Origin of the sequence: Parabacteroides sp. D25 (assembly GCF_000307475.1) — a bacterium.
Lineage (GTDB): Bacteria > Bacteroidota > Bacteroidia > Bacteroidales > Tannerellaceae > Parabacteroides > Parabacteroides distasonis.
In genome coordinates this window covers 306,119-332,911 of record NZ_JH976501.1, presented here as the reverse complement: position 1 = coordinate 332,911, position 26,793 = coordinate 306,119, and the positions used below count along the sequence as shown (strand labels likewise).

Sequence of the window (26,793 nt, the reverse complement as noted above, 5' to 3'; positions counted from 1 at the left end):
ATTAATTATTGATAAATAAAAGATAGTCACACTTTAAATTAATTACCGAAATAAACCCTCACCTTACCATAGAAAGCCCTGCCAGCCTTCTGCAAGCTGAAGTTATCGTATAATTTCTCGTTCGTGAGATTCCTGCACTCGAAAGAGATATTGTAACGCCCGTTCTGTATACCATAAGAGAGTGTCAGGTTATGCGAGAATTGAGTTGGTACCACAAATTCGGATTCACTGCCTACTGCCTCCGAATACAGCGGGAAACTATGCATATATAAATTATCGTAAGTGACACTTAGCGTATTGCCTTTCTTCCACAAATTGCGCCAGTAGAAGGTCACATCCGAGTTGGCAAACTGATAAGGAAGATTCGGCATACGTGCGCCATATGTCAAGCTCTCTTGGTTCGTCCCGCTGGTAACCGTCTTCACGTTATCCCTCACATTCATCTGCGTAAAGTTTCCTCCTACGCTTACCCAGTTAGCGAAACCGTAGCGAACCGAGATATTGTAACCCTTGGTCTCTACACGACCATGATTCACATAGGTAGCGCCATATTTACCGCCGCTCAAATCCGATATATTCCGTTGGATATAATCTTTCGTATTCCGGTAGATCAATCCGCCTTCCACATATACGGAATGCTTACCGAATGTCTCGTTGTAGCTTAAATTCAGATTCACATTATCGCTGTTCTCCGGTTTCAAGGAAATATCGCCGGTCTCAAGGTCCTCATCGCCAAACATCTCCTCATTGGTCGGCAGACGATAGGCTTTCTCATAGGATAATTTCGCTTGCAAGCTTTTCAAGATAAAGTAAGTTCCCGCAGCCCCATATCCCATCGCGCTTACCGAATTGGTCGTACGTATATAGTCATCTTGAGCCGAGGAAGTAGCGACAGGCCCTGCGATAAACTGGTTGTAATATTTACCGAACACAGACAAGTTCCAATGTTCCGTCGGCATCAAGCGATACGAAAGACCGCTGATATTTTTACGGGTTTCCTTCGGGATAGCGTTCGCTTCCGAGTCCTCGTTCAAAAGAGACTGATTCGAACGCCGGAACGCGTTGATCACGTGATTGAACGTGAATGTATGTGCCTTACCGATACGGTAGTTAGCCGTTAAGGTTCCGTTCCAGTTATTATTATCCGACCGGGTGTTCTGATAAGATTGCTCACCGGGCATCCGGAGCGGACGCATCTCGCCACGCCAATTATATTCATAGGAAGAGGTATCTACATTGTTCGTCATGTTCTTATTATAATTCGCCGTCAATACCAAATCCAAGCCCCTAACGAAGAAATCACGCTTGCGATAGTCCAACGACGGCATGATCGAGTATCCCTTCCGATATTTGCCGCCAAACACCACTTCTTGGCGTACGCCCGTCTGTATATCTTTATACATATGTGAATAGGTAAACCCGAACATCAAACGATCCGCCCATTTCTTATCCACGAAACCGATTTTCCCGATAACGGCCTCGTTATGATACGTATCATGAAAACGCTTCACATGCTCGATCTTTTTCTTATTGATCGCTCCGGTCGTAAAGTCCTTCACCGGAGTATCCACATAGTAATTATTATCCGAATAATTCTGAAAAACGTTGATCTCATACGTGAGTCCGCTCCGGAAAGTTTGTCCGAAGTTCACATAAGATTTATGCGTATTGAAAGACCCGTATGAATAAGAAGCATCCAAGAACCATTTGTCCCGGTTCTTCTTGGTGATGATATTGATAACACCTCCGATAGCGTCTGTTCCGAAACCCACCGGTACCACACCCTTATAGACCTCTATACGCTCGGCATAATTCACCGGAATGTTATTCAGTCCGAAAGAACTGCCGACACCTTCTTGCGGAACCCCATCGATAAAGATCTTGATATGCTTGCCGGTAAATCCATCCATCATCAGTTGCATATCCGAGCCGACACCGCCGGACTCCCGGATCTTCATTCCGGGCGCTTGAGCCAAGGCTTCACTCAAGTTCTGGGTTGAATTTTGCAAGGCTTTCGTATCGAGGGCCACGGCATTGAACGCAGAACGCTTGAGCCGGGTCACGCCATTAGAAACGACAACCACCTCATCCAACTCCGTAGCTTGAGGGCTGATTACCACATTCATCTTTGTCCGTTCCCCACGCATCAGTTTCACGGGTTTCTCTACCGTCTTATATCCGATAGCCGATACTACTAATGTATATTCTCCCGCGGGAGCTTGAAGATGATAGATACCTTCCTCATTCGTAGTCCCGCCGTAATTCGTACCTTTTAGATAAACGGTAGCGAAATCCACGGTTGTTTTTTCCGTGGACAGGACTTTGCCCGATATCATTGTTTTATGTTGAGAAAAAGCCGAGATGGAAATAAGCAACAGTAAAAAGGAGAGGAAAAGCCCTCTGATTTTCTTCATCATCATTTAATCAATTATGTTATTTAAAACGTTGCAAAGTTACGATCAGAGACTACCGCCCCACAATACCTAAGAATGGGTAAAATCACATTAAAAATCTACGGAGGTATACCAAACAATCCCCTTATTCAGGTAATTGGATGTATGGAGTAAGTTCGTAAAATTGAGTTATGTCAAATTTTAAATCTATTTAAACCCAATCGTAGGTTTTTGAGGTACTTTTTCTTAATAAACTTCAAAAAGGTTAACTATATTTGCGAGAAACAGATGTTTAATTTTAATTCTTTATCACCATGACAGACAGAAGAACATTTTTGAGAAACATTTCATTACTTACTTTAGGGGGCATAGCCAGCCAAAAAGTAATGGCTTCAAATCCCACCAGATCCATACCCGCCACGGATGCGGTATCCTCGGCAACCGCCGGGAAAAAGATGGGATTGCAAACCTATTCGCTCGGACAGGAGTTACTGCAAGATATGCCTAACGGGTTGAACCGATTGGCAAAAGCAGGATATACCGATCTGGAGATTTTCGGATATAGGGAAGACACTGGTAAATTCGGTGATTATAATCCTAAAAATACGACATTCATCGCCTCCAAGGATTATAAGAAAATGGTGGATGATGCCGGTTTGAGAATCAGCAGCTCACACTTGACCCCTTCTCTTCGTGAGTACACGAAAGAGAATATGCCCAAATTCGACGAGTTCTGGAAAAAGGCAACCGATATCCATGCCGAGCTAGGTGTTAGTTGTATGGTACAACCGAGTTTACCCCGTATCGAAAACGAGGATGACGCCAAAGTAGTATCAGAGATCTTCAACCGTGCCGGAGAGATCACGAAGAAAGCCGGAATCCTATGGGGTTACCATAATCATAGCAATGAGTTCAAACGGGTATTGAAAGCCGGAGAGAAACCGGAACAGAACCCGAATCCGTGGGCACCACCTAAGGGTACTTATATCGAGGAGTTATTCCTGAAAAATACCGATCCGGATAAGGTTATGTTCGAGTTGGATGTATATTGGGCCGTTATGGGACAGCAAGATCCCGTGGAATGGATGGAGAATTATCCGAATCGTTTTAAGTTATTGCACATCAAGGATCGTTGGATCATCGGTGATTCCGGTATGATGAATTTCCCGAATATATTCAAGAAAGCGTACGAGATCGGTATCCTCGGCTACTACGTGGAACTGGAAGGCGACAAGAAAGGCCGTACCCAGTTCGAGGGCGTAGAGAAGAGCGCCGCCTATTTGCAAGCCGCTCCGTTCGTTAAATAAAACATCCCGATTTATCCCATAAAAAAGACAGTGTTTCCGTAGGGCGATCATATGCTTGGGAACACTGTCTTTTTGTTTATTTTGCCTTCAAAAAAACACGTACGTCTTTTTTCGGAAACATGTACATGTTTTTCACGAAACACGTACATGTTTTTTCAAAGGGCATTACATGATTAAAAACTCATCTTTACACCGGCAAAATAACTTCTCGGGCTAGCCGGGCCATAGATATAGGAGGAATCCCGGTTCTTACCTTGGTCAAAGTCGGATTGGTAAGCGTTAAACAGATTCTGCACGCCTCCATTTACTTCTAGTTTCAGCTCTTTGTAAAGCGGGAACTCATACGCAAGCTTGATATTCATATCAAAGAAATCCGGAGTCTCCACCGCCTTATCCAAAGGTATATATCCCGCCAAATGCTGCACCAACATACTTCCCGTATAGGTTCCCGACAGGGAAGCCGTGAAACGTTTGAAAGGCGTAAGGGTAGCCGTAAAATAACCATAGATATCCGGCGTACGGAACATCTTTGTCTCGGCTGGCACATTCTCGTCATCGCTCCATTTCTCGGCCTCTTTATAACGGCTTCGCTGGAAAGTAGCGCCCGCTTGCAAAGATAGCCATGAAGTTAACACCGACTTTCCTTCCAAGGTTAATCCCATCACTTTCGCCCCGGAACCGTTACGACGTTCCTTAATCAGATTGCCTTGCTCATCTTTCCCAATATCTTCCAAGACAAACACATCACTTAAGCTGGAGTAAAAACCTTCCACCAAGAAGTTCAACTGGATACCATTCTTAAAACGATGGTAAAAATCGACCGAAGCACTCAAGCTCTGCGATTTCTCCTCGGATAAATCTTTCGCACGCTGGATCATAGCGACCTCTCCGCCGACCGCCGAGATATGCATATCCTCATCGAACGCTTGCGGGGCACGGAAACCACTGGAATAACTAGCCCGGATATTGATATCTTCCGTCGGGTTAAAACGGATATTCGCACGAGGGCTGAATATTACATGATCCATCATATTATGTTTATCCAAACGACCGCCAATCAAGAAGCTCCATCGCTTATTTTTCCACTCATTCTGCAAAAACGCACTCTCGATATGCACCTTCTGATTCGTAAAGCGATTATACCCGATCATCTCGTCTTTCAAATGATCGAAACTATACTCCAAACCGGCAGTCAAATCCGATGGCATAAACAAGAATTTATCAAAACTATAAGCATATTGCGTACCGGCCATAACCGTCAGGTCCGTAGTCTTGCCGTAAGCGTTCGGATCTTGGTTCGTCCCGTAATAACTATCCCGGTCTGTATTCTGGGCAGAAGTGAAAACACTCCATTTATGTTTGTAATCCTTGGAGAAAAGATCGAATTTCAGACCTCCTCCATCAATCGAATGCTCCAACTGTTCGGCGATATCCGCTTCATGAGGCGGACGATCCAACAGATTTCCTCCCCTGCGGTATTCATTCATATGATGATACTCGAATGTCAATTTACTATAAGTACTCGTTTTCAGGTACGAACGGAAACCAACCGTTTGATTCTTCAATTTAGGCAACTCCGTAAAACCATCTCCATCCTGATCAAAACCGGAACGATGACGGTTCTGGCCAAAAAGATATAAGCCCGCTTTCCCATTTTCCGATACCAAAGAGGCATTTAGGGTCGTATTATTATCGAAAGCAGATGTCCCGCCAATCGAGGTTAACGTATGCGACAATTCCCCGGAATTTCTCAAGGGCTCCTTCGTGATGATATTAATTGTCCCGGCGATAGCGGACGAGCCGAACAGTGCCGATCCCCCTCCTCGCATCACCTCTACCCGCTCGATCATATTCGCCGGTATTTGCTCAAGCCCATATACGCCGGATAAAGCACTGAATATGGGACGTGAATCAATCAGTATTTGGGTATAAGGTCCGTCTAATCCATTGATCCGGACTTGCTGGAAACCGCAATTCTGGCAATTCGTCTCCACCCGTACACCCGGTTGGAAATTTAGTCCCTGTGCCAAATTCACCGCATTGGTCGTAGTAAAAACCTTCGCATCCAATACATTCACTAATGTGGGAGCCAACCGGCGGGAAGTTTCCGCACGATTCGCAGATACCACCACGCCATCCAAGGCGATCTGGTCTTCTTCCAGTTCTACATTAATCTCTAAGGTTTTTCCTTTCTTTAGGCTCACTTCTTTAGAGACAGTCTTATACCCGAGCGCTTTATATTCCAGCGTAAATTTACCTTCCGGCAGATTCTTCAGGAAATAATGTCCCGAGTTATCGGTGGTCGTACCGATCGTGGTACCTTTTAACAATACGTTGATAAAGGGAAGATGTTCCCCTGTTTTCTTATCCAAGACATGTCCGAAAACATTTGCGTCTGAGTCGTTTAGACGGTCCTCTCCCGTGGCCTGAGCTACCGTTAGGGCACAGCACAGGCATAGTATAAAGATGAAAAATTTATTCATTTTAATTTATTCTGATAAGTAATACAATGTTATTAATCTCACAATATCAGAATATGGGAGGAGCCCGAAGCGTACGTCTTCCCCGGAAGGGAACGATATAGTCCGGATAGACCGGAGCGAAAGATAAGTTACGGATAAAGGAATAAAAAGCCGCCAGCAGAATAGCGACGAAAGCCGCACCTGTTATCTGCAAGACAGATAACTGATGAAGCAACTGAAACTCGGCGTAGCCATGTTCATGGTCCGGACGACCATCGTCCGTTTTATGATACGGGTGAGAATGGACGATTGTTACCCCGTTGACAATATGAACGTGGGTAAACGCAATAATACATCCCAAATAGGCTATGAACAGCGCAGGGAGTAATATCCTCAGATATTTTCTTAATCTATCCATCTCTTTTCTCTCGATCGCAAATATAGTAATATAACCGATAAAAGAGATACGCTGTTCAAAAATTACCTATTTGTAGGTATTTCATCAACCGAGTACACCACGTACCCGATCTTCAAAGGCCGAAAGGGCCGCTTTGGCGCCTTCTCCCATAGAAATAATGATTTGCTTAAAGGGTACGGTGGAAACGTCGCCCGCTGCATAAATACCCGGGACATTCGTCCGGCAATGTGCGTCAATCACGATCTCACCGGGACGATTTGTTTCGACAATCTCCTTAAAGACACCACTATTAGCGGCTAAGCCGATTTGAACAAAAATACCGTCTAAATGAATAACACGCTCTTCCCCTGTCTTACGATCCTTTGTACGGATACCGGTTACCTTGTCGCCATTTCCAACCACCTCGGTTGTTTGTGAACTAACAAAGATCTCGACATTCGGCAAACTCTTCGCTTTCTCTTGCAAGACTTGATCCGCTTTTAACTCATCCATAAACTCCAAAACGGTTACTTTCGAACAGATCCCCGCCAAATCAATAGCCGCCTCGATACCGGAATTTCCACCGCCAACCACGGCAACATGTTTTCCCTTATAAAACGGACCGTCGCAATGAGGACAAAAAGCCACTCCACGCCCTATATACTCTGCCTCACCCGGTACATTCAATTTACGCCAGCTAGCGCCCGTAGCGACAATAACCGCCGGAGCCTTGAATATCTCACCTCCAGCCGTAGATAAAACCTTCTCGTTTCCTTCTATCGTTACCTTCTCTATACGACGATGCTCCAGCAGGTCAATCGGATATTGCCGCATATGCAAGCGCAGATTGTCAGCCAACTGGGTACCTGTTGTCTCCGGAACTGAAATCAGATTCTCAATTCCTACCGTCTCCTTCACCTGCCCGCCGATACGCTCCGCCACGACAGCGACACTCAGCCCCTTTCGTGCGGAATAAATAGCGGCAGAAGCACCAGCCGGACCCCCACCGACCACAACCACGTCATATCGTTTTACCGTCTTCTCCGTCAGGCTCTCATTGATTCCATACTGAGCTTCCAGCTTCGATAACAATTCACCGAATTCCCCACGTCCTACATGGATCAGTTTTCCATCCGCAAAGACAGAGGGGACGCCTTGTATCTTCAAGGCATCAACTTCCGCCTGATTGATAGCCCCATCTACCATCTCATGATGGATCTGAGGATTTAAAGTCGTCATAGCGTTTAATGCCTGTACCACATCCGGGCAATTCGTACAAGTCAAAGAGACATAGGTCGTCAGATGTATCGAGCCATTCAAGGCTTTAACACGATTACAAATACTCTCGTCCGGAAAATTCTTGCCTTTCCCATCTGAATTCAAGATCGCCAACAGCAAGGAAGTAAACTCGTGTCCATTAGGTACTCCACGAAACTTAATCCCCGTTTTCGCTCCATCCTTTAATAAAATGAATTCCAATCCATCCCCATCAGATACTCGCATAGATATTTTATCCGAACAAGAGGCAACATCACCTAATAAATCCAACAACTCTTGTCTACTTTCATGCGCAGGAGAGATCGATATATCAAAGGTATAATTCGCATTTAACCCTGCGAATATACCTTTTAATTGTTCTTTTAATGTTGATTCTAACACGATCTATACTCTTAATTATTTAGATTTTCCCTACCAAGTCAATGCTAGGTTTCAAGGTAGCCTCCCCTTTCTTCCATTTAGCGGGACAAACCTCACCATCATGTGAAGCGACAAACTGAGCGGCTTCAACTTTACGAAGTAACTCGGAAGCGTCACGACCGATATTGTTATCATGAATCTCGGCCACTTTGATCTTTCCTTCCGGATTTACCAAGAAAGTGCCACGGTATGCCATACCCTCTTCCTCAATCATCACACCAAACGCACGACTCAGTGCTCCAGTGGGATCCGCCAACATCGGATATTGGATCTTACGGATAGTCTCGGAAGCGTCATGCCAAGCTTTATGTACAAAATGAGAGTCTGTACTTACAGAGTAAATTTCTACTCCCATTGATTTAAACTGCTCATACTTCTCAGCCATATCGACCAACTCTGTTGGACAAACAAATGTAAAATCGGCCGGGTAGAAGAAAAAGATAGCCCACTTACCCAAAACGTCCTCGTTGGTTACAGTCTTGAAATTACCATTTTGAAAAGCTTGTACTTTAAACTCCGGAAGTTGAGAATTAATAATCGGTTCCATACTTGTTCCTATTTTTAAATGAATACTATTTGTTTTTATTTCCGATACAAAAATATAACATATTTCTTCATTAAAACAATTTTTCTAATCGATATATTTTATGAGGTTATAGATAACACTTTATCAATCAATAAAAAGGGCCTATCCTCACGGATAAGCCCTTCAATATCTTGGGTTTTGGATTACTACATAATTAGCGATTATAATTTACTTTATATACTTAATTGATTCTTTTGTATCCGTATACGGCACGGTCTCCCAATTCCTCCTCGATACGAAGCAGCTGGTTATATTTAGCCATACGGTCCGAACGACTTAATGATCCCGTCTTGATCTGTCCGCTATTGGTAGCGACAGCGATATCGGCGATCGTAGCGTCTTCCGTCTCACCGGAACGGTGTGAAGTAACGGTCGTGTATCCATGACGGTGAGCCATCTCGATAGCGTTCAGTGTCTCCGTCAAGGAACCGATCTGATTTACCTTGATCAAGATTGAGTTACCGCAACCTTCTTTAATACCCCTTGAAAGGAACTCTACATTTGTCACGAACAAATCATCTCCGACTAATTGGCAATGGTTACCAATACGATCTGTCAGTTTCTTCCAACCAGCCCAATCATTCTCACTCATACCATCCTCAATGGAATCGATCGGGTATTCGTTGATCAGCTTTTCCAGATAATCCACTTGTTCGTCGGAAGTACGTTTCACTCCTTTTTCTCCTTCAAACTTCGTGTAATCGTAGATTCCATCCTTATAAAACTCAGAAGAAGCGCAATCCATACCGATCATCACATCCTTGCCCGGTTCATAACCAGCCGCCTTGATAGCGGCGATAATTGAGTTCAAGGCATCTTCCGTACCTTCCAAATTCGGGGCGAAACCACCCTCATCACCAACAGCGGTACTTAACCCACGATCGTGCAATACCTTTTTCAACGCATGGAATACCTCAGCGCCCATACGTAAGCCTTCCTTGAAAGAAGCGGCACCTACCGGACGAATCATAAACTCTTGGAAAGCGATCGGAGCGTCGCTATGCGAACCGCCATTGATTATATTCATCATCGGAACAGGCATCACGTAGGTATTCGTTCCACCAATATATCTATATAAAGGAATATCCAAATAATTTGCGGCAGCTTTCGCTACAGCTAAAGAAACGCCAAGGATAGCGTTCGCACCTAGTTTCGATTTAGTTTTCGTACCGTCCAAAGCCAACATCGCATGATCGATACCTATCTGATCCAAGGCAGACATCCCCTTCAATGCCGGAGCGATAATCGTATTGATATTCTCAACCGCTTTCAATACGCCTTTACCACCATAACGCTTCTTGTCGCCATCACGCAACTCCAAAGCCTCGTTCTCGCCGGTGGACGCACCGGAAGGCACAGACGCACGGCCCATAACGCCGGACTCTAGTAAAATATCAACCTCTACTGTCGGGTTACCTCTTGAATCTAGGATCTCACGTCCTGTAATCTTTTCTATTTTCATTGCTTCTACGTTTTTTAAACTGACGCAAATATAGATGGATTACTTGAACCGTGAAATCACCACAAATTGCTATTTTCACCTCAATAATACCTGAATGTAGGTAGAGACTACAACACTCCCGCCCGCACCCGGCTCAAAGATTCGGGTGTCATCAATAAATACGAGGCGATATGATTGACAGAAGCACGTTTCGCTGCTTCCGGATATTCCTGTTGAAAACGCAGATAACGTTTTCTTGCCGACTCAAAACGCCAAGAGTCCGCTTTCTCTTGCGAAAGCATCAAAGCCCACTCCAGTATTTTCTGGTACAATCTATTAATAGCTAAAGATGTTTTCAATAAATCGCTAAATTCCGAAAAAGAGATCCGGTGATAAACCGTCGGTTCCAATGCCTCGATTAATAAACGCGTCGGTTCTCTTTGGAATGTGCTGGCTATACAAATAACGATATTTCCCTCACAGGAGAAATGCTCGGTAATATCACGTTTATTCTTATAGTAAAACTGGCGTAATAATCCCGATTCCACATAATATAAATATTTAGATATTTGTCCGTTATCCAACAATAATTCTCCTTTCGCAGCCTTACTTGATTCTATGATCGAGGCCAGAGAATCCAAATCCGCATTGGGTAATGGATAAAAACGTTTGGATATCATTTCGGCTATTTCTTGTGGTGTCTTCATACTATTCATCATTTTCTGATCTATATCATTTTTTATCTCCTTACAAAAATAGATATTTGTTGCATATAACAAAACAAACACATATTAAATAGTCAAGGTTAGTCTAGGCAAAAAATTATTACTATCGTTTAAAAGCTAATCGGATTAGATTGTTTTCCCTGATTAGCTGTTGCATAATCGCAAGGCTTGATCGAGAGATCAGGCCTTGTTATTTTCTGGTTTGTAGCGAGAGAATATCGCTTTCGCATTATCTAAACGTTCTTTTGATAAGGGTTCCACCCCCTTTAACGGATAATCGAGGCCTAATTGCTCATATTTATAGGTTCCCATCGTATGATAAGGCAATAATTCCACTTTGCGAACCACTTTATATGAACTGACATACCGAGCTAACGCCTCCAGCCACTCGTCATTATCCGTATATCCGGGGACAATAACATGGCGAATCCAAGTATCTATGCCACGTCTCTCCAATTCATCCAAGAACAGAAGCGTATTATCCTGCTTGACACCCGCCAGTAACGGATGTAAATCCGGGTTTAAGGTTTTGATGTCCAATAACACTAAGTCCGCATAATCCAAGACTTCCCAAGCTTTTGAGGTACATACGAAACCAGATGTGTCCAAAGCTGTGTGAAGACCTTGCTCTTGGCACAAACGGAAAAACTCTTTCAGAAACTCAGGTTGCAATAAAGGTTCCCCACCGGTAACAGTCACCCCCCCACGGGCGATAAAACTCTTATACCGTAAAACTTCCGTCAATAGCTCGCCGGGAGTCATCTGATATTTCACCTTCCCTTTCGGGTTCCAAGTATCCGGGTTATGGCAATACAGGCAACGCAACGGGCAGCCCTGCATAAAAACGACAAAGCGAATTCCGGGACCATCTACGGTCCCGAAACTCTCTAATGAATGTATCTTACCTTTTATCACTTACAGTGAATGGTTAATGGTTCTTGAAATAACATCCAACTGTTGTTCACGAGTCAGTTTCACGAAGTTTACCGCATATCCGGATACACGGATCGTAAGTTGCGGATATTTCTCGGGATGTTCCATAGCGTCGATCAACAAATCCTTATCAAATACGTTAACATTCAGATGCTGACCTCCATCCGGAGTAAAATAGCCATCCAATAAGCTAACCAGATTATTGATCTGCATTTCACGCTCCTTTCCCAACGTAGCCGGAGAAACAGCGAAAGTATAAGAGATGCCGTCGTGCGCATGCTGGAATGGAAGCTTCGCTACCGAAGCTAGCGCAGCGATAGCACCTTTCGTATCACGACCGTTCATAGGGTTCGCGCCCGGAGCGAAAGGAGTTCCACCGATACGGCCATCCGGTGTCGTACCAGTCTTCTTACCATATACCACATTAGAGGTGATCGTAAGGATGGACTGCGTAGGTTTCGCATGGCGATAGGTCTCGTGCTGACGCAAATATTCCATGAACTTCTCGGTGATCTCTACAGCGATACTATCCGTACGATCATCGTTATTACCGAAAGGAACATATTCGCCCTCACGTTCGAAATCAACCGCCAAGCCACGCTCGTCACGGATCACACGTACTTTCGTATCACGGATAGCAGCCAACGAATCGGCAACGATAGAAAGACCGGCGATACCTGTCGCACGGATACGCTCTACATCCCCATCGTGAAGCGACATCTCGAATGCCTCATACGCGTATTTATCATGCATATAATGGATTATCTTCAAGGCGTTCACATACACTTTCGCCAACCAGCGCATCATTTGCTCATACTTAGCCATCACCTCATCGTATTCCAGATACTCGCCGCGAACCGGCTCGAACATCGGGGCTACCTGTACGCCGCTGCGCTCATCCCGTCCTCCGTTGATCGCATATAATAAACATTTCGCCAAATTCGCACGGGCTCCGAAGAACTGCATCTGCTTACCGATCTTCATAGGAGAAACGCAACAAGCGATACCATAATCATCTCCATAATCCGGACGCATCAAATCGTCGTTCTCATATTGGATAGCCGACGTATCGATAGAGACCTTGGCACAGAAACGTTTCCAGTTCTCGGGAGCGTTCTTAAACCACAGAACCGTCAAATTGGGTTCTGGTGCCGGACCTAGATTATATAATGTATGGAGATAACGATAGGAAGTTCTTGTTACCAAAGAACGGCCATCCACTCCTTGGCCGCCCAAGGACTCTGTTACCCAAACCGGATCACCGGAGAACAAATCATTGTATTCCGGCGTACGTAAGAAACGAACGATACGCAACTTGATGATCAGCTGGTCTACTAACTCTTGCGCCTCCTCTTCCGTCATCTTACCCTCACGGATGTCTTTCTCGATATAAATATCCAAAAACGTAGAAGTACGTCCGATAGACATCGCCGCGCCATCTTGGTCTTTTACCGCCGCCAGATAAGCTAAGTACACAAACTGAACCGCCTCACGAGCGTTTTGCGCCGGGCGGGTCACGTCGAAGCCATAACTAGCGCACATTCTCTCGAACGCTTTCAACGCCTTGATTTGCTCAGAAATCTCCTCACGGCTCTGGATAATCTCTTCCGTGATCTCTTGGATATCCAAACGATTCAAGAAACGCTTTTTCTCCTCGATCAAGATTGCCGTACCATATAAAGCGACACGACGATAGTCACCGATAATACGTCCTCTACCATACGCATCGGGCAAGCCGGTGATGATAGCCGAACGACGTGCGGCAACCATCTCTTCCGTATATGCGGAGAAAACGCCCTCGTTATGCGTCTTACGGTACTTCGTGAAGATCTCTTTCGTCATCGGGTCTAAATGATAACCGTAGGCTTCCAAGCTATTCTCGACCATACGGATACCACCCTTCGGGAAGATACCACGTTTCAGCGGAGCATCGGTTTGTAACCCAACGATAACCTCATTCTCCTTATCAATATAGCCCGGACCATATACATCGATCCCTTGAGGTAATTTTGTCTCGGCGTCATAAACTCCCTTTTCTCTCTCGACCTTAAACATCTCGGTCAGCTTGTTCCAGACCTTACGGGTCTTCTCGGAAGAAGCGACTAAAAAGGAATCATCCCCTTCATAAGGCGTATAGTTACTCTGGATAAAATCTCTTACATTGATCTCTCTCTTCCAGGTCTCACCCTTAAAGTGATCCCAGTACTCATTCTCAAATTTCATAAACAATCTTATCTAATACCACATTTTTACCGGCACAAAGGTAAAACTTTTATCCTCATGTTCCTGTAACATTTGCGACACCCCTCTAAAATCCCTATAAATAGGTATTAAAAATATACAAGAAGAAACGGGATAGTAATGCGATGCTTTGCACGAAGTCTCCATTTTATTCACTATCTTTGCCTACAGAACGTAAAAGTTAATCTGGATCAAACACATGAGAAATATCCTGTTTACCGTTTTATTTATAGGAATACTATCTTTAATCGCATCTCCTATCTCACTCGCGTCTAAATCTTTGCATAAGGCAAATATGATTAATTTGTCGAACAATGCCATTATTTGCATGCATCAAGATCCGGATGGCTATTTGTGGATCGGGACTTACGACGGACTTAACTTATACAACGGAAAAGATACGTATGTATATCGTTTCGAATTAAATAACAAAAACTCTCTTTGTAGTAATATCATTCACAAAATATCCGACGCAGAACCCGGCTTTTTATGGATATCAACCTCTTTAGGTATCAATAAATTCTCGCTAAAGAAACGGAAAGTCACCGAGTCTTACCCGGGATACATGGAGAGTGATCTGGTAGCGACCGATTCATCCGGTATCACATTAGCCATTTGTAAAGAAAACCGGATATCTTGTTACACCCCATTTAGCGATGGATTCCGGGATCTGCCGAGAGAAGGGATAGGCCCTCAAACCGTACGGACTTTATTCGCCGGAACAGACGGATATTTTTATTTACTATTGACCTCGGGAATACTGAAAAAGTTAACACCGGATTTCTCCAATACAACTTTTAATTTACTATCGGAAGAACGCCAATTCCATAATAAACCGATCTTATCCGCATTTCATGAGAATAACCATATCTTCATTGTCGATACCGACAATAAGTTATATCGCCAACAGGTAGACGGAAGCGGGAAAGAATTCCTGTTTGATCTGTCTGGAATGACAAATAAATATGGAAACATCATTAAGATATGTACCTTCCAATCCAATGTATATATCGTTTTCCGTAACGGCAATATTCTAGACCTAAGCCAACCGGAAAACACGATAGACACGGGCATCGGTATCTTTTGCCTGATGAACGATAAAAGACAGGAGATTCTTTGGGTAGGGACCGATGGACAAGGCATACGGATGTTTTACGATAAACCCGATCTTTTCGGCTCTATCTTACTCAAGGATTTACCGATTAATATACAGAACCCCATACGTTCTTTATATACAGACAATGATCGATCCCTTTGGTTCGGGACAAAAGGAGACGGAATTGTCCGGATACAAGCCTATGACACTTACCCAAACAAAAAGGCGATTCCACAAAGCGCTATCACGCATTTCACCACCGCCGACGGATTATCCAGCAACCGGGTATATAGCTTCCAGAGAAGCGAATTCCATCCTTGTATCTGGATCGGTACGGAAGGCCCGGGGCTCTGTTATTATTCTTATAAAGAAAATCGAATGAAGACGATCCCGCAGCAAGAGGACACTCCCCCTATCCGCTATATCCATTCTATTTGTGAGGTAAACGACTCGACATTATGGTTGGCGACAACCGGCAACGGATTACTGAAGGTTACTTTACGTATGGATAAAGTCACGCCTACAATCAGTAAGATACAGACCTTCCCGCTAAAAAACGGGGAGAATACCTGCAAAGAGATTCAATCCATGATATATGATAACGACTCGACCTTATTTCTCGGGAGTCGTGGCGGTTATGGGGTTATTAGTTTTAACATATTCAACCAGAAATATGAGTTCCTGCAAACCAACAATTTAAGGAATCCGGCCATTGGAGACGTGTTATCTGTATGCCAGACCGAGGATTCTACTTTCTATGCAGGCGCCAGCTCCGGACTTACCCGGATTAAATTTAAAAGAGGAAAGATACATTTACGCCAATTCGATAAAAGCAACGGGATCGCAAACGACATGATCCATGGCATTCATGAGGGGAATGATAGCTGTATCTGGTTAAGCACCAATAAAGGTCTCACCAAATATAATCCCCGGAATAATTTTTTCCATAATTATCATCAACCTTATTTTAGCGTCACGGAATTCTCTGATGACGCTTATTGGAAATGCCCATACTCCGAGCGTTTATTCTTTGGAGGCATCAACGGATTAGTCTGGGTAAATAAACAAACGGAGCCGGAGCATACCTATCAACCAGAATTAAGTTTCTTCGAGTTGCAAATGGATAAACAAATCCTTCCATTATATAAGAACATCAGCCAGAACGGTGTAACGGTTCCGGCTGATGTGCAATCGTTAACGATTGCGTTCGTCGCTCCGGATTACATCAACGGGGAGAATTACGAGTATTCGTATCAGTTGGTCAACTATAATTCCTCTTGGGAAAAATTGCAAAAGACAAACAAGGTAACTTTCATGAACCTCCCGTACGGGGAATACTTGCTGAAAGTCCGTTATCGTAACGATGTCATTGATTCGTCGGCAAAAGAATACACCCTACCTATCAAGGTATTACCTCCTATTTATCTAAGCTCATTAGCTATTTTCACGTATCTTTTTATCGGTACGGTTTTAATCATCATTGCCATCTATCGCATCCATTACCAAATACTAAAGAAACAGAAACAAATAGCAGACAAGATCAAGGAGGAGCAAAAAGAGAAGCTATACGAGTCTAAGCTGAATTTCTTTACCCATATCACGCATGAGTTATGTACCCCGCTTACCTTGATCAATGGCGTGGAGAATTATATCCAAGCCTATGCCGCCACCTCAAAAGACAAGACATTAGAAAAATACACTTCAGTCCTCCGGGAAAATGTAGAGGAACTGAACGGGCTTATCCAAGAAATCCTTGATTTCCGGAAAGCGGAAGACGCTGGATTCAGTCATACGCACATCCGAAGAGTATCCGTATCCTCTCTTTTGCGAACTCAATTCGAATGGTTTTACCCACTATCCGAGCAACACCAAATCCAATTCAAGATCGATGCTCCCAAAGAGCTTTATTGGAATACGGATTCCGTCTATTTCAAGAAGATCCTAGCAAATCTGATTTCCAACGCATTTAAGTATACGGAAGACGGGGGCACGGTTCGTATCTCCTTACATGAGGAGGAGAACTTCCTCGTCCTTAAAGTTTACAACACCGGCAAAGGAATCGAGGAGGCAGACATGCAAAATATTTTCGACCGATATCGTATCCTTGGCACGATGGATAACGACGATAACAGGCAAAATACGGCACGGAATGGCCTCGGCTTATTTATCTGCCACAGCCTCGTACAATCCTTAGGTGGTAAAATCGACATAGAGAGTGAGGTCGGCCAATATGCTGAATTTACAGTTACCTTACCTTTTGGCATCGTAGAGGAGAGCTCAGACGACACGATAGACGAAGATATTCCCGTATCGCTTCCTTCCCCAAACACGGATATACAAAAGCCGCAAATCTCACATACGGCACAAAAAGAGACGGAAGATAAACCGATGATACTCGTTATCGACGATCATAAAGACATCGTCTGGCTAATCACGGAAACCCTCTCTTCCGAATATCAGGTTCAGGAAGCTTATAATGCGGAGGAGGCTCTGGAATTCCTCAAGCAATACACTCCCTCCCTTATCATCACCGATATCATGATGCCTAATATCGACGGATTGGAATTGATCTCTCTTATCAAGGAAAATAGATATACCCGTCATATCCCGCTTATTATCGTATCTGCCAAAATATCAGACCAAGAGCAAGCGGCAGGACTTAATATAGGAGCGGATGCCTATCTAACCAAGCCTTTCTCGCCAACAGTTCTCCTATCCGTCGTGAACCGATTGATGACAAATCAAAGAGAATTAAAAGAGTATTTCTATTCTCCGGAAAGTGCTTATCAATATACGGAAGGGCAATTATTACATCAAGAAGACAAGGAATTCCTTGACGCCGTAACCGCTATCATCAAAGAAAATGTCAGCAAGGAAGGACTCGGTCCCGAGCTGGTAGCGGACGCACTGAATATAAACACCCGCATCTTATATCGCCGTTTCAAGAAAATATCTACCATGACGCCGAGTGATTTTATAAAGGATTATAGGTTAAACTATGCAGCGCAATTACTCGTAAATACCAACATGAGCGTTCAGGAAATTATTTATAATGTAGGGATTTCTAACAAATCATACTTCTATAGGGAGTTTGCCCGTAAATATAACATGACTCCTAAAGAATACCGCACAAAAGAGGCATAAATCATTGATTCCTAAATAGTGTCATAATCTACCAAAAGAGTATCATAATCTGCCATATGCATTTCATGACACTTCTTCGGCATTTCAAAGCACTCTTCAATTCGTTAAGACCTATTAATATTGCTGTCGAATAACAAAGCAAACCGCTTGTGTGTATTCTTCCTTCGGGAAGCACATTATTAACTTTTAATTTAATGTTTTTATGAAAAAAAAGAGTGAAGGTAAGACGAGGAAATGCCTGACTTTATTAGGTGGACGAACCTCTTTGTTACTTTGTTTATCTTTAATGTTTCAGTCCTCTTATGCGGCCGAAGATTCTACTGTTCCTGAAATGGGAAACATGGAGATTCATCAGATCGCACAGCAAAGTTCAACCATTAAAGGTGTAGTAAAAGACCAAAAGGGTGAACCTCTGATTGGCGTTAGTATTGTTGTGAAAGGAACCACGAACGGAACTGCTTCGGACTTTGACGGAAATTTCACCTTGGATGTACCGGATAACAGCACATTGGTATTTTCCTTCATCGGCTTCAAATCCCAAGAAGTTCGTTATACCGGGCAAAAAACATTGAACATAGTCTTAGCTGAAGACTCTGAGACACTAGACGAGGTAGTAGTCGTAGGTTACGGTTCCCAAAAGAAAGGTGAGATCACCTCATCCGTTACCAGCGTGAAAGCATCCGACTTTAACAAGGCACCGGTAGTGAACCCGATGCAATTGGTGGAAGGACGTGTAGCTGGTCTGACTGTATCGCGTGGTAGCACCGACCCGAATGGCGAGGTAAAAGTACAGATGCGTGGTGCCTCATCTCTGAAAGGTAGCAATGAGCCTCTCGTTATTATTGACGGTATGCCGGGTAATATGACTTCTTTGAACGCTATCGCACCCGAGGATATCGAGGCGATCGACGTATTGAAAGACGGTTCCGCAGCCGCTATCTACGGAACCCGGGGTAATAACGGTGTGATCATCGTCTCCACGAGACGTCCGCAAGCCGGAACTACTCAAGTGGATTACTCAGGATATATCATGCACGAGGCGGTTTATAAACGGCCGGAAATCTTAAATGGAGACGAGTTCGTCGCTTATGGCAAGGAAACCAACAACGCCAATATCCGCGACTTTGGTGGACGGGATAACCATTACGACGCTTTATTGAATAAGAGTAATTTCACCCATGTACACAACTTGACCGCTACTGGTGGTAATGGTAAGACAAACTATCGCGCTTCTTTAAATTACAAAAAGAATGATGGTATGATCCGTAACACCAGCCGTGAAACGATCAATGGCTCTATCGCTGTGAACCACCGTGCGTTTGATGATAAACTACAGCTTTCTTTCAATCTAGCAAACTCTTTCGTGAAAGTGGACGCAGTTTCCGATGATGTGGATAAGGTAGGAGATATCCCTAATTACGGCATATTATACCAGGCGATCCGTATCAACCCGACGATGCCTATTTATAAGGAAGACGGCTCCTTCTGGGAAACTTACAGCGGTTACGAAGATTTCAACCCGGTAGCCCGCATATACCAGCGTACCAAGAAAAAGGAATTCAAGAATTTATTGGCGAACTTCAAGGCTCAATATGAGATTATCCCCGGTCTGACAGCCGCCGCTTTCTTCGCTATGGAGAAGAACGACGCATTAACTAACGATTATAGCATGCGTGAGGAATATAGCCAATATAAAGACGGTACAAACGGACGCGCCAAAAAAGAATATTATCAGAATACCAACCGTACTACTGAATGGACAGCAAACTACAATACTTCCATCAACGGCGTACACAATATTACCGGTTTGCTGGGATACAGTTACCAAGATTTTGAATACGAGCAATTCAGCGCCGAGAACAAGAACTTCTTGACGGACGTATTCGGTACCAATAACCTAGAAGCCGGCGGTTACCTAAAAGATGGTAAGGCCGAGATGAAGAGTAAAAAAGAGACCAGCAAACTGATCGCCTTCTTCGCCCGTGCCAACTATAATTACGACGGTAAATACATGGCCAGCGCCTCTATCCGCCGTGAAGGTTCCACAAAGTTCGGAGCGAACAACAAATGGGCTTGGTTCCCCTCCGTCAGCGCAGGCTGGATGATCTCTCGTGAGGACTTCATGGAGAGCCAAGAAGTATTCGACGTATTGAAATTCCGTGCCGGTTTCGGTATCACGGGTAGTCTACCTACCGATCCATATATGTCTCTCGCTACCTACGGCACAGGTGCTGGAGCTTGGAACGCTTACACCGGTTCATGGCTAACCGCCACTTACGGTCCGAATATCAACCCGAATCCGGATTTGAAATGGGAGAAGAATGAGTCCTTGAACATCGGTTTCGACTTCGGCTTGCTAGGTGGACGCCTAAATGGTACGATCGATTGGTATAGTCGTACGACTCGCGACTTGATCAGTAGCTACAATGCCCAACAGCCATCCTTGATCTACAACACGATCACCACCAACGTAGGCACGATGAGAAATAGAGGTATAGAATTAGCATTAAACGCAGAGGTCGTAAAGACTAAGGATTTCTCTTACACGGCTAATTTCACGTTCTCATACGAGAATAATAAATTGACATCTTTGTCTAACGACGTGTACAAATCTTCTTACGAGGATCAATATGACCTGCCCTCTCCGGGTAACCCGGGCAAGGCTTACCGCCTACAAGAAGGACAGCCGATCGCATCATTCTTCGGTTATGTATGCGATGGTATCAATCCGGACGGAACTTGGAATCTTCGCGACATAGACGGAAAGGAAGGTCTGTCTGACGCTGACCGTACCTTTATCGGTAATGGTTTGCCGAAATTCAAGGCTGGCTTACAGAACACATTTACCTATAAGAACTTTGACTTCAGCTTCTTCCTGCGCGGTATGTTTGATTATGACGTATTGAACGAGGGTGCTATTTATTTCGGAACGACTGTTAATATCGATCAGTCTGGCACAAACGTATACAAGGATGCCTTGAAGAACAAGGTAACAGAGCAACCATTGTTCTCTTCTTATTATCTAGAGAAAGGGAACTTCTTGAAGATCGATAACGTGACACTAGGTTATACATTCAACTTCAAAAATAATAAATATGTGCGCAACTTACGTATTTATGGTAATGTCACCAATCTTGCGACTATTACAGGATACTCTGGTTTAACCCCTGACGTAAACGTAACAGGACTACAAGCAGGTATAGAGAAGCGCGGATCTTATCCCACCACCCGTACCTTCACGTTTGGCGTTAATTTTGGATTCTAATTAAGTAACAATAGATTTAAGACAATACAATGAAAGCTTTAAAAAATATATGCGCAATTTCATTATTGCTGGGAGCTACCGCATTTACCTCTTGTACGGACCTGACAGAGGAAATACATAGCTCGGTAATCGCTGAGAATTATTACAACAATGCAGGCGAGGTAATGGCCGCCATGATGCGTCCATGGGGACACTTCTGTGGAACTATGCAAGTAGCCCAATCGCCTTGGTCATGTAACGAGTTATCTTCCGACTGTGCCGCATGGCCTCAAAAAGGTCGCCACGGCTATGACAATGGAGACTGGATTCGCTTACACCGCCATCAATGGATTCCTACGGATGGTCAAGTAGTGGATGCTTGGAAAAAATTATTTGAAGGTATCGGATATGCTAACAACTTCCTTACAGATACAGAGAATATAGATTTTGAAGCACTCCAAGTTCCAATGTCTAAAGCACAAGCACAAGCGGAGATGCGTGTATATCGCGCTTACTGTTATTGGTATGTGATGGATATGTTCGGTACGGCTCCAATTTGCGAGAAAATCGGTGAAATCAATCCTTCCTCCAAATCTCGCGCAGAGTTATTCGCTTGGATCGAAAAAGAGTTAAACGAGAGTATTCCTTCTTTGTCAGAGAGTAAAACAGAGACCTACGGACGTGTATCCAAATGGGGGGCTTACGCATTATTGGCTCGTCTCTATTTGAATGCGGAAATTTATACTGGACAAGCACGCTGGGATGATTGTATCGCAGCTTGCGATGAATTAGCTAAGGGAGGTTTCGCATTGGATAAGAAGTGGAACGACACTTTCCGTGCGGATAACGACAAGCGATCTACCGAGATTATCTGGTCAATCGTGTATGATGAAGTATATGCCAAAGGAATGGGTTGGTATCAACGTTGGTTGCATTACGCACACCAAACTGGCTGGGATTTGCAATCCGGTCCTTGGAACGGCTTGGTGACACAACCGACCTTTTATGACTCATTCGCTGACAACGACTTGAGAAAAATTGAGGGTTTCTTGATCGGTAAGCAATATCCTCGCAAAGTAGATGAAAACGGTAATTACTACTACGACACGACCGCAGAGCCTTTGAAAGGTTCAGAGGAGTACAATGGGCAGGATTTGGTATTCGTAAACTACATTAAGTCCATGACCGAGGGCGAAGAAAACAGCGGCGCTCGCTCTATCAAGTATGAGATCCAACCGGGTACTACCGGCGATATGAACAACGACTGGGTGATGTTCCGTTATTCCGAGGTTATCTATAACAAAGCGGAGGCCTTGATGCGTAAGAACGGGGGCAAAGCAACGCAAGAAGTGGTAGATATGATCAACAGCGTTCGTCAACGTTCTTTCAAGGCAGAGGATTGGGAGAAAGCGAAATATACGACCGCTACATTGACAATGGATGAGTTCTTAGCCGAAAAAGGTAGAGAGTTTGCTTTCGAAGGAATCCGCCGTACAGACTTGGTTCGTTTTAACAAGTTCGTAACCACTTCTTGGTGGGACAAGACTGCATCCAACGAACCAAAGCGTAATATCTTCCCTATTCCGCAAAGACAATTGGATGCTAACGCAAACTTATCTCCGAACGAGGCTAACTCATTGTTCTAAATATCAACTAAGTATAGTAGAAATTCATTATTAACAAATTAGCACTTGACAATGATAGAGGACTACTATACTTATTGATCTGAAAATATAAAAGGTTACCTTTGTCACTATCAAAGGTTATCCTTGGAACTATCAAAGGTGACCTTTTATGTTTCATCCTTTTCTAACTAATTGATACGACATGATAAATCTCAAGAAATCGATGTGTTGCCTCTTTCTGGCAGCCAGCTCAACAGTAGCGATCGCACAGACCAGTGTAGTTGATCTTGTAAACCCGATCATCGGGACGAATGGAATGGGACATACGTTCCCGGGTGCTTGCGTACCCTTCGGACTCGTACAACTCAGTCCGGATACGGATACCATACCACACAACGTAGATGGTAAATACCAACCTCGCTCCTACGAGTATTGTGCGGGTTATCAACATAAAGACAGTAGCATCGTAGGTTTCAGCCACACCCACTTCAGCGGTACCGGCCACTCCGACCTCGGGGATATCTTGATTATGCCTACCACCGGAACGTTGAAGCTAAACCCCGGAACGGCCACGAATCCCGATGGCGGTTACCGTTCCCGTTTCTCGCATGGCACCGAGATATCCCGTCCCGGATACTACGAGGTGATGCTCGCCGATTATGGCGTAAAGGCGCAACTAACCACCACCCAACGGGTCGGCATCCACAAATACACATACCCTACGAACAGTGAGAACCAACGCATTATCCTTGATATGATTCACGGGATCTATAACTATGACGGCAAAGTTCTTTGGACCAATATTCGCGTAGAGAACGATACGCTGGTAACCGGCTATCGTATCACAAACGGTTGGGCACGTACCAACTATACTTATTTCGCCATGTCTTTCTCCAAACCGATCACGCATTACGGATGCGAAGAGAAAGCGAAAGTTAATTATCGGGGCGGTTATGCCAAGTTCAATATGAAAGAGAACTTCCCGGATATCGGAGGACGTAAGATCGTCGCTTATTTTGATTTCGATCCGAAAACGTCTGATGAGTTGGAAGTGAAAGTCGCCCTTTCCGGAGTCAGCACCGAGGGAGCCTTGAAAAATCTACGTGCCGAGGCTTCCGGTGCGGACTTCGACCAATTAGCCGCCAAAGCCTCCGATACTTGGAATAAAGCGCTCTCCGTCATCGACGCGAAAGGAAGCGATGATCAATTGGCTATGCTTTACACCTCCTTGTATCACACGATGATCAATCCTTGCGTATATACGGACGTTGACGGTCAATACCGCGGACTCGACCATAATATCCATCAAGCGGACGGATTCACGAACTATACGGTTTTTTCCGTATGGGATACCTATCGTGCCCTACATCCCCTGTTCAATATCATCAACCGACAAGTTAACACGGATATCGCCAAATCTATGTTGAAACATTGCGAGCAAAGCGTTCATCATGCCTTGCCGATCTGGAGCCATATGGCAAACGAGAACTGGTGCATGATCGGTTATCATTCCGTCTCTGTCTTGGCAGATGCTATCGCCAAAGGATTACCGATCGATAAAGACGCCGCGTTAAAAGCGATGATCAACAGCTCTACGATTCCGTATTATGAGGGAACCAAAGAGTTTATGGAATTAGGTTATGTTCCTTTAGATCGCAACGGTAGCGCAGGCTCCTTGACTTTGGAGTATGCTTATGATGATTGGACAATCTATAATACAGCTTTATTAGTGGGAAACCGATCCGTGGCCGATACCTATAAAAAGCGTGCGTCCAATTACGCGAATGTATTCGATACCTCGATCGGATATGCCCGTCCCCGTTATACGAATGGTAAATTCAAAGAGGACTTCAGTTTGTTAAGCACGCACGGTGAAGGGTTTATCGAGGGAAATGCCTTGAATTATTCCTTCTATGTCCCTCAAGATGTCAATGGTATGATTCAGTTGATGGGAGGCGAGCAAGCATTCATCACTAAAATGGATTCCTTATTCACGATGCATCTTCCCGATGAGTTCTTTGCCGAGACCGAAGACGTAACCAAAGAAGGATTACTAGGAGGTTATGTACACGGTAACGAACCCAGCCATCACATCCCATTCTTATACGCATGGACCAGCCAGCCTTGGAAAACCCAATTCTGGCAACGCGAGATCATGAATAAGATGTATCGCAACAATATCGACGGCCTTTGCGGTAACGACGACTGCGGCCAGATGTCCGCTTGGTATATCCTTTCCGCCATGGGATTCTATCCGGTTTGCCCGGGTACAGATCAATACGTATTAGGCGCTCCTTACCTTCCCTATATGAAGGTCCGCTTGGAGAATGGTAAGACTTTCGAGGTAAAAGCCGATAAAGTCAGCGACAAGAACCGTTATGTAAAAGCGGTAAAGCTAAACGGGAAACCCTATACCAAAGGATACATCACGCAGGATGACATCATGAACGGTGGAACGCTCACTTTCGAGATGACTTCCAGCCCGAACAAAAAGCGATTGTTCAACGGAGAGGATCGCCCTTATTCACTGACGGATTAACCCATTTTATCAGAAAAAACAGACAAGACTCATGAAGTATAAACAATTAATCAGCGGTGCTTTCCTGCTGTGGACTTGCATCGCTTGCTCCGGCAAAAAGGAACAGGCGGCTACAGTAGCGGAAGCCACCTCAAATCCTTGGGATAATTATTACATCGGAAAGATCGATTTCAAGAATCTTTCCCCCGAGGCTAAGGGCTCGGCAATCTATGCCGCCGTTATCCCTGATCCGGAAGCTTATATTACCAAGCACGCCCGCAAGGTCGTAGAGACGCTTTATTTCACTCCGGAAGATAGTATCCCGGGCATCGAGGAGATCCACTATACATTAAAGGAATACGACGGGGTATCCGCGAAAGACGGAGCGCCCCCTTCCATCAGTATCGTATACAGCACGAAATGGATCGAGAAAAGTTTTGCCAATAACGACACTGCGAAAGTGGATTACGAGACCCGTGGCGTATTATACCATGAGCTGACGCATGGTTTCCAATTGGAGCCTCAAGGCATAGGTAGCTATGGGACTAATAAGACTTTCTGGGCCATGATAGAAGGTGTGGCGGATGCCGTAAGATACTTAAACGGCGGTTTTACCTTGGAAGATCGTCCCAAAGGCGGCCATTATATGGATGGTTACCGCACGACAGGCTTCTTCCTCGCATGGCTTACGCAAACCAAGAGCCCGGATTTCCTGCGGAAGTTCAACCGAAGCACATTAGAGGTTATTCCTTGGTCGTTCGATGGTGGCGTGAAATATGCGCTCGGCAATGATTACGACATAGACTCCTTATGGAAAGAATATATGGCAACGATGGGAGATGAAGCGTAGCCCCGGCAAAGGCTACGACCAACGGCGGTAACACTCAACAAGTTACCGCCGTTCTTTTATAGTATCACTCCCGACCTTCCGCCAATAGGCATTATAAGGTCGCAACAATGCCCATCGTAAGCTCCTTATACTG

General features: G+C 44.4%; 15 protein-coding genes. 6 read left to right on the top strand and 9 right to left on the bottom strand.

All coding sequences use genetic code 11. The features are described from left to right. Positions 1 to 38 precede the first annotated feature (38 nt). Entirely contained in the window at positions 39 to 2,420 is a 2,382-nt protein-coding gene (locus HMPREF0999_RS04950; RefSeq protein ID WP_010182341.1) for a TonB-dependent receptor, read from the bottom strand. A gap of 287 nt (positions 2,421 to 2,707) precedes the next feature. Between HMPREF0999_RS04950 and HMPREF0999_RS04945 the strand changes: the two genes are divergently transcribed. Continuing rightward, positions 2,708 to 3,700, top strand: coding sequence for a sugar phosphate isomerase/epimerase family protein (locus tag HMPREF0999_RS04945; protein ID WP_009275330.1), 993 nt, complete (start codon positions 2,708 to 2,710; stop codon positions 3,698 to 3,700). 173 nt (positions 3,701 to 3,873) lie between these two features. Here HMPREF0999_RS04945 and HMPREF0999_RS04940 read toward each other — a convergent pair whose 3' ends face one another. From HMPREF0999_RS04940 to pflB, 8 genes are all read right to left on the bottom strand, one after another. Then, entirely contained in the window at positions 3,874 to 6,183 is a 2,310-nt protein-coding gene (locus tag HMPREF0999_RS04940) for a TonB-dependent receptor (RefSeq protein ID WP_008779142.1), read from the bottom strand. Between the two features lie 46 nt (positions 6,184 to 6,229). Further along, positions 6,230 to 6,580, bottom strand: coding sequence for a hypothetical protein (locus HMPREF0999_RS04935; protein ID WP_005867403.1), 351 nt, complete (start codon positions 6,578 to 6,580; stop codon positions 6,230 to 6,232). Positions 6,581 to 6,664: 84 nt separating this feature from the next. Then, the gene (gene ahpF / locus HMPREF0999_RS04930) at positions 6,665 to 8,218 is read right to left on the bottom strand and encodes an alkyl hydroperoxide reductase subunit F (protein WP_005859705.1); all 1,554 of its coding nucleotides are present in this window, start codon (positions 8,216 to 8,218) and stop codon (positions 6,665 to 6,667) included. A gap of 19 nt (positions 8,219 to 8,237) precedes the next feature. After that, positions 8,238 to 8,804, bottom strand: a complete 567-nt coding sequence (gene ahpC / locus HMPREF0999_RS04925; RefSeq protein ID WP_005867400.1) for an alkyl hydroperoxide reductase subunit C — start codon at positions 8,802 to 8,804, stop codon at positions 8,238 to 8,240. 220 nt (positions 8,805 to 9,024) lie between these two features. Further along, entirely contained in the window at positions 9,025 to 10,305 is a 1,281-nt protein-coding gene (gene eno / locus HMPREF0999_RS04920; RefSeq protein WP_005867398.1) for a phosphopyruvate hydratase, read from the bottom strand. A gap of 107 nt (positions 10,306 to 10,412) precedes the next feature. After that, on the bottom strand, positions 10,413 to 11,003 hold the full coding sequence (locus HMPREF0999_RS04915) for a Crp/Fnr family transcriptional regulator (protein WP_010182348.1): 591 nt from the start codon (positions 11,001 to 11,003) through the stop codon (positions 10,413 to 10,415). Positions 11,004 to 11,189: 186 nt separating this feature from the next. Then, the gene (gene pflA / locus HMPREF0999_RS04910) at positions 11,190 to 11,924 is read right to left on the bottom strand and encodes a pyruvate formate-lyase-activating protein (RefSeq protein ID WP_005867396.1); all 735 of its coding nucleotides are present in this window, start codon (positions 11,922 to 11,924) and stop codon (positions 11,190 to 11,192) included. Then, a complete protein-coding gene (pflB, locus tag HMPREF0999_RS04905) occupies positions 11,925 to 14,165 on the bottom strand; it encodes a formate C-acetyltransferase (protein WP_009275329.1) in 2,241 nt (746 codons plus the stop codon). It lies immediately after the preceding gene. A 217-nt stretch (positions 14,166 to 14,382) separates the two neighbouring features. Here pflB and HMPREF0999_RS04900 point away from each other — a divergent pair, with 217 nt between their 5' ends. From HMPREF0999_RS04900 to HMPREF0999_RS04880, 5 genes are all read left to right on the top strand, one after another. After that, complete coding sequence (locus HMPREF0999_RS04900) at positions 14,383 to 18,423, top strand: response regulator (protein ID WP_009275328.1); 4,041 nt, start codon at positions 14,383 to 14,385, stop codon at positions 18,421 to 18,423. A gap of 202 nt (positions 18,424 to 18,625) precedes the next feature. Continuing rightward, on the top strand, positions 18,626 to 21,688 hold the full coding sequence (locus HMPREF0999_RS04895) for a SusC/RagA family TonB-linked outer membrane protein (RefSeq protein ID WP_005859721.1): 3,063 nt from the start codon (positions 18,626 to 18,628) through the stop codon (positions 21,686 to 21,688). 29 nt (positions 21,689 to 21,717) lie between these two features. Next, the gene (locus HMPREF0999_RS04890; RefSeq protein WP_005859723.1) at positions 21,718 to 23,313 is read left to right on the top strand and encodes a RagB/SusD family nutrient uptake outer membrane protein; all 1,596 of its coding nucleotides are present in this window, start codon (positions 21,718 to 21,720) and stop codon (positions 23,311 to 23,313) included. A 181-nt stretch (positions 23,314 to 23,494) separates the two neighbouring features. Then, positions 23,495 to 25,831, top strand: a complete 2,337-nt coding sequence (locus HMPREF0999_RS04885) for a GH92 family glycosyl hydrolase (RefSeq protein WP_010182359.1) — start codon at positions 23,495 to 23,497, stop codon at positions 25,829 to 25,831. Positions 25,832 to 25,862: 31 nt separating this feature from the next. Further along, positions 25,863 to 26,660: a basic secretory family protein gene (locus HMPREF0999_RS04880; RefSeq protein WP_005859727.1), complete on the top strand. Its 798-nt coding sequence runs from the start codon at positions 25,863 to 25,865 to the stop codon at positions 26,658 to 26,660. Positions 26,661 to 26,793 lie beyond the last annotated feature (133 nt).

What these genes read in the sequence shown, in the direction of transcription:
- HMPREF0999_RS04915 (WP_010182348.1), bottom strand. Translation starts at nt 11,003, where the DNA reads ATGATGAATAGTATGAAGACACCACAAGAAATAGCCGAAATGATATCC.
- eno (WP_005867398.1), bottom strand. Translation starts at nt 10,305, where the DNA reads ATGAAAATAGAAAAGATTACAGGACGTGAGATCCTAGATTCAAGAGGT.
- ahpC (WP_005867400.1), bottom strand. Translation starts at nt 8,804, where the DNA reads ATGGAACCGATTATTAATTCTCAACTTCCGGAGTTTAAAGTACAAGCT.
- HMPREF0999_RS04945 (WP_009275330.1), top strand. Translation starts at nt 2,708, where the DNA reads ATGACAGACAGAAGAACATTTTTGAGAAACATTTCATTACTTACTTTA.
- HMPREF0999_RS04890 (WP_005859723.1), top strand. Translation starts at nt 21,718, where the DNA reads ATGAAAGCTTTAAAAAATATATGCGCAATTTCATTATTGCTGGGAGCT.
- pflB (WP_009275329.1), bottom strand. Translation starts at nt 14,165, where the DNA reads ATGAAATTTGAGAATGAGTACTGGGATCACTTTAAGGGTGAGACCTGG.
- HMPREF0999_RS04895 (WP_005859721.1), top strand. Translation starts at nt 18,626, where the DNA reads ATGAAAAAAAAGAGTGAAGGTAAGACGAGGAAATGCCTGACTTTATTA.
- HMPREF0999_RS04935 (WP_005867403.1), bottom strand. Translation starts at nt 6,580, where the DNA reads ATGGATAGATTAAGAAAATATCTGAGGATATTACTCCCTGCGCTGTTC.
- HMPREF0999_RS04940 (WP_008779142.1), bottom strand. Translation starts at nt 6,183, where the DNA reads ATGAATAAATTTTTCATCTTTATACTATGCCTGTGCTGTGCCCTAACG.
- HMPREF0999_RS04885 (WP_010182359.1), top strand. Translation starts at nt 23,495, where the DNA reads ATGATAAATCTCAAGAAATCGATGTGTTGCCTCTTTCTGGCAGCCAGC.
- HMPREF0999_RS04950 (WP_010182341.1), bottom strand. Translation starts at nt 2,420, where the DNA reads ATGATGATGAAGAAAATCAGAGGGCTTTTCCTCTCCTTTTTACTGTTG.
- HMPREF0999_RS04900 (WP_009275328.1), top strand. Translation starts at nt 14,383, where the DNA reads ATGAGAAATATCCTGTTTACCGTTTTATTTATAGGAATACTATCTTTA.
- HMPREF0999_RS04880 (WP_005859727.1), top strand. Translation starts at nt 25,863, where the DNA reads ATGAAGTATAAACAATTAATCAGCGGTGCTTTCCTGCTGTGGACTTGC.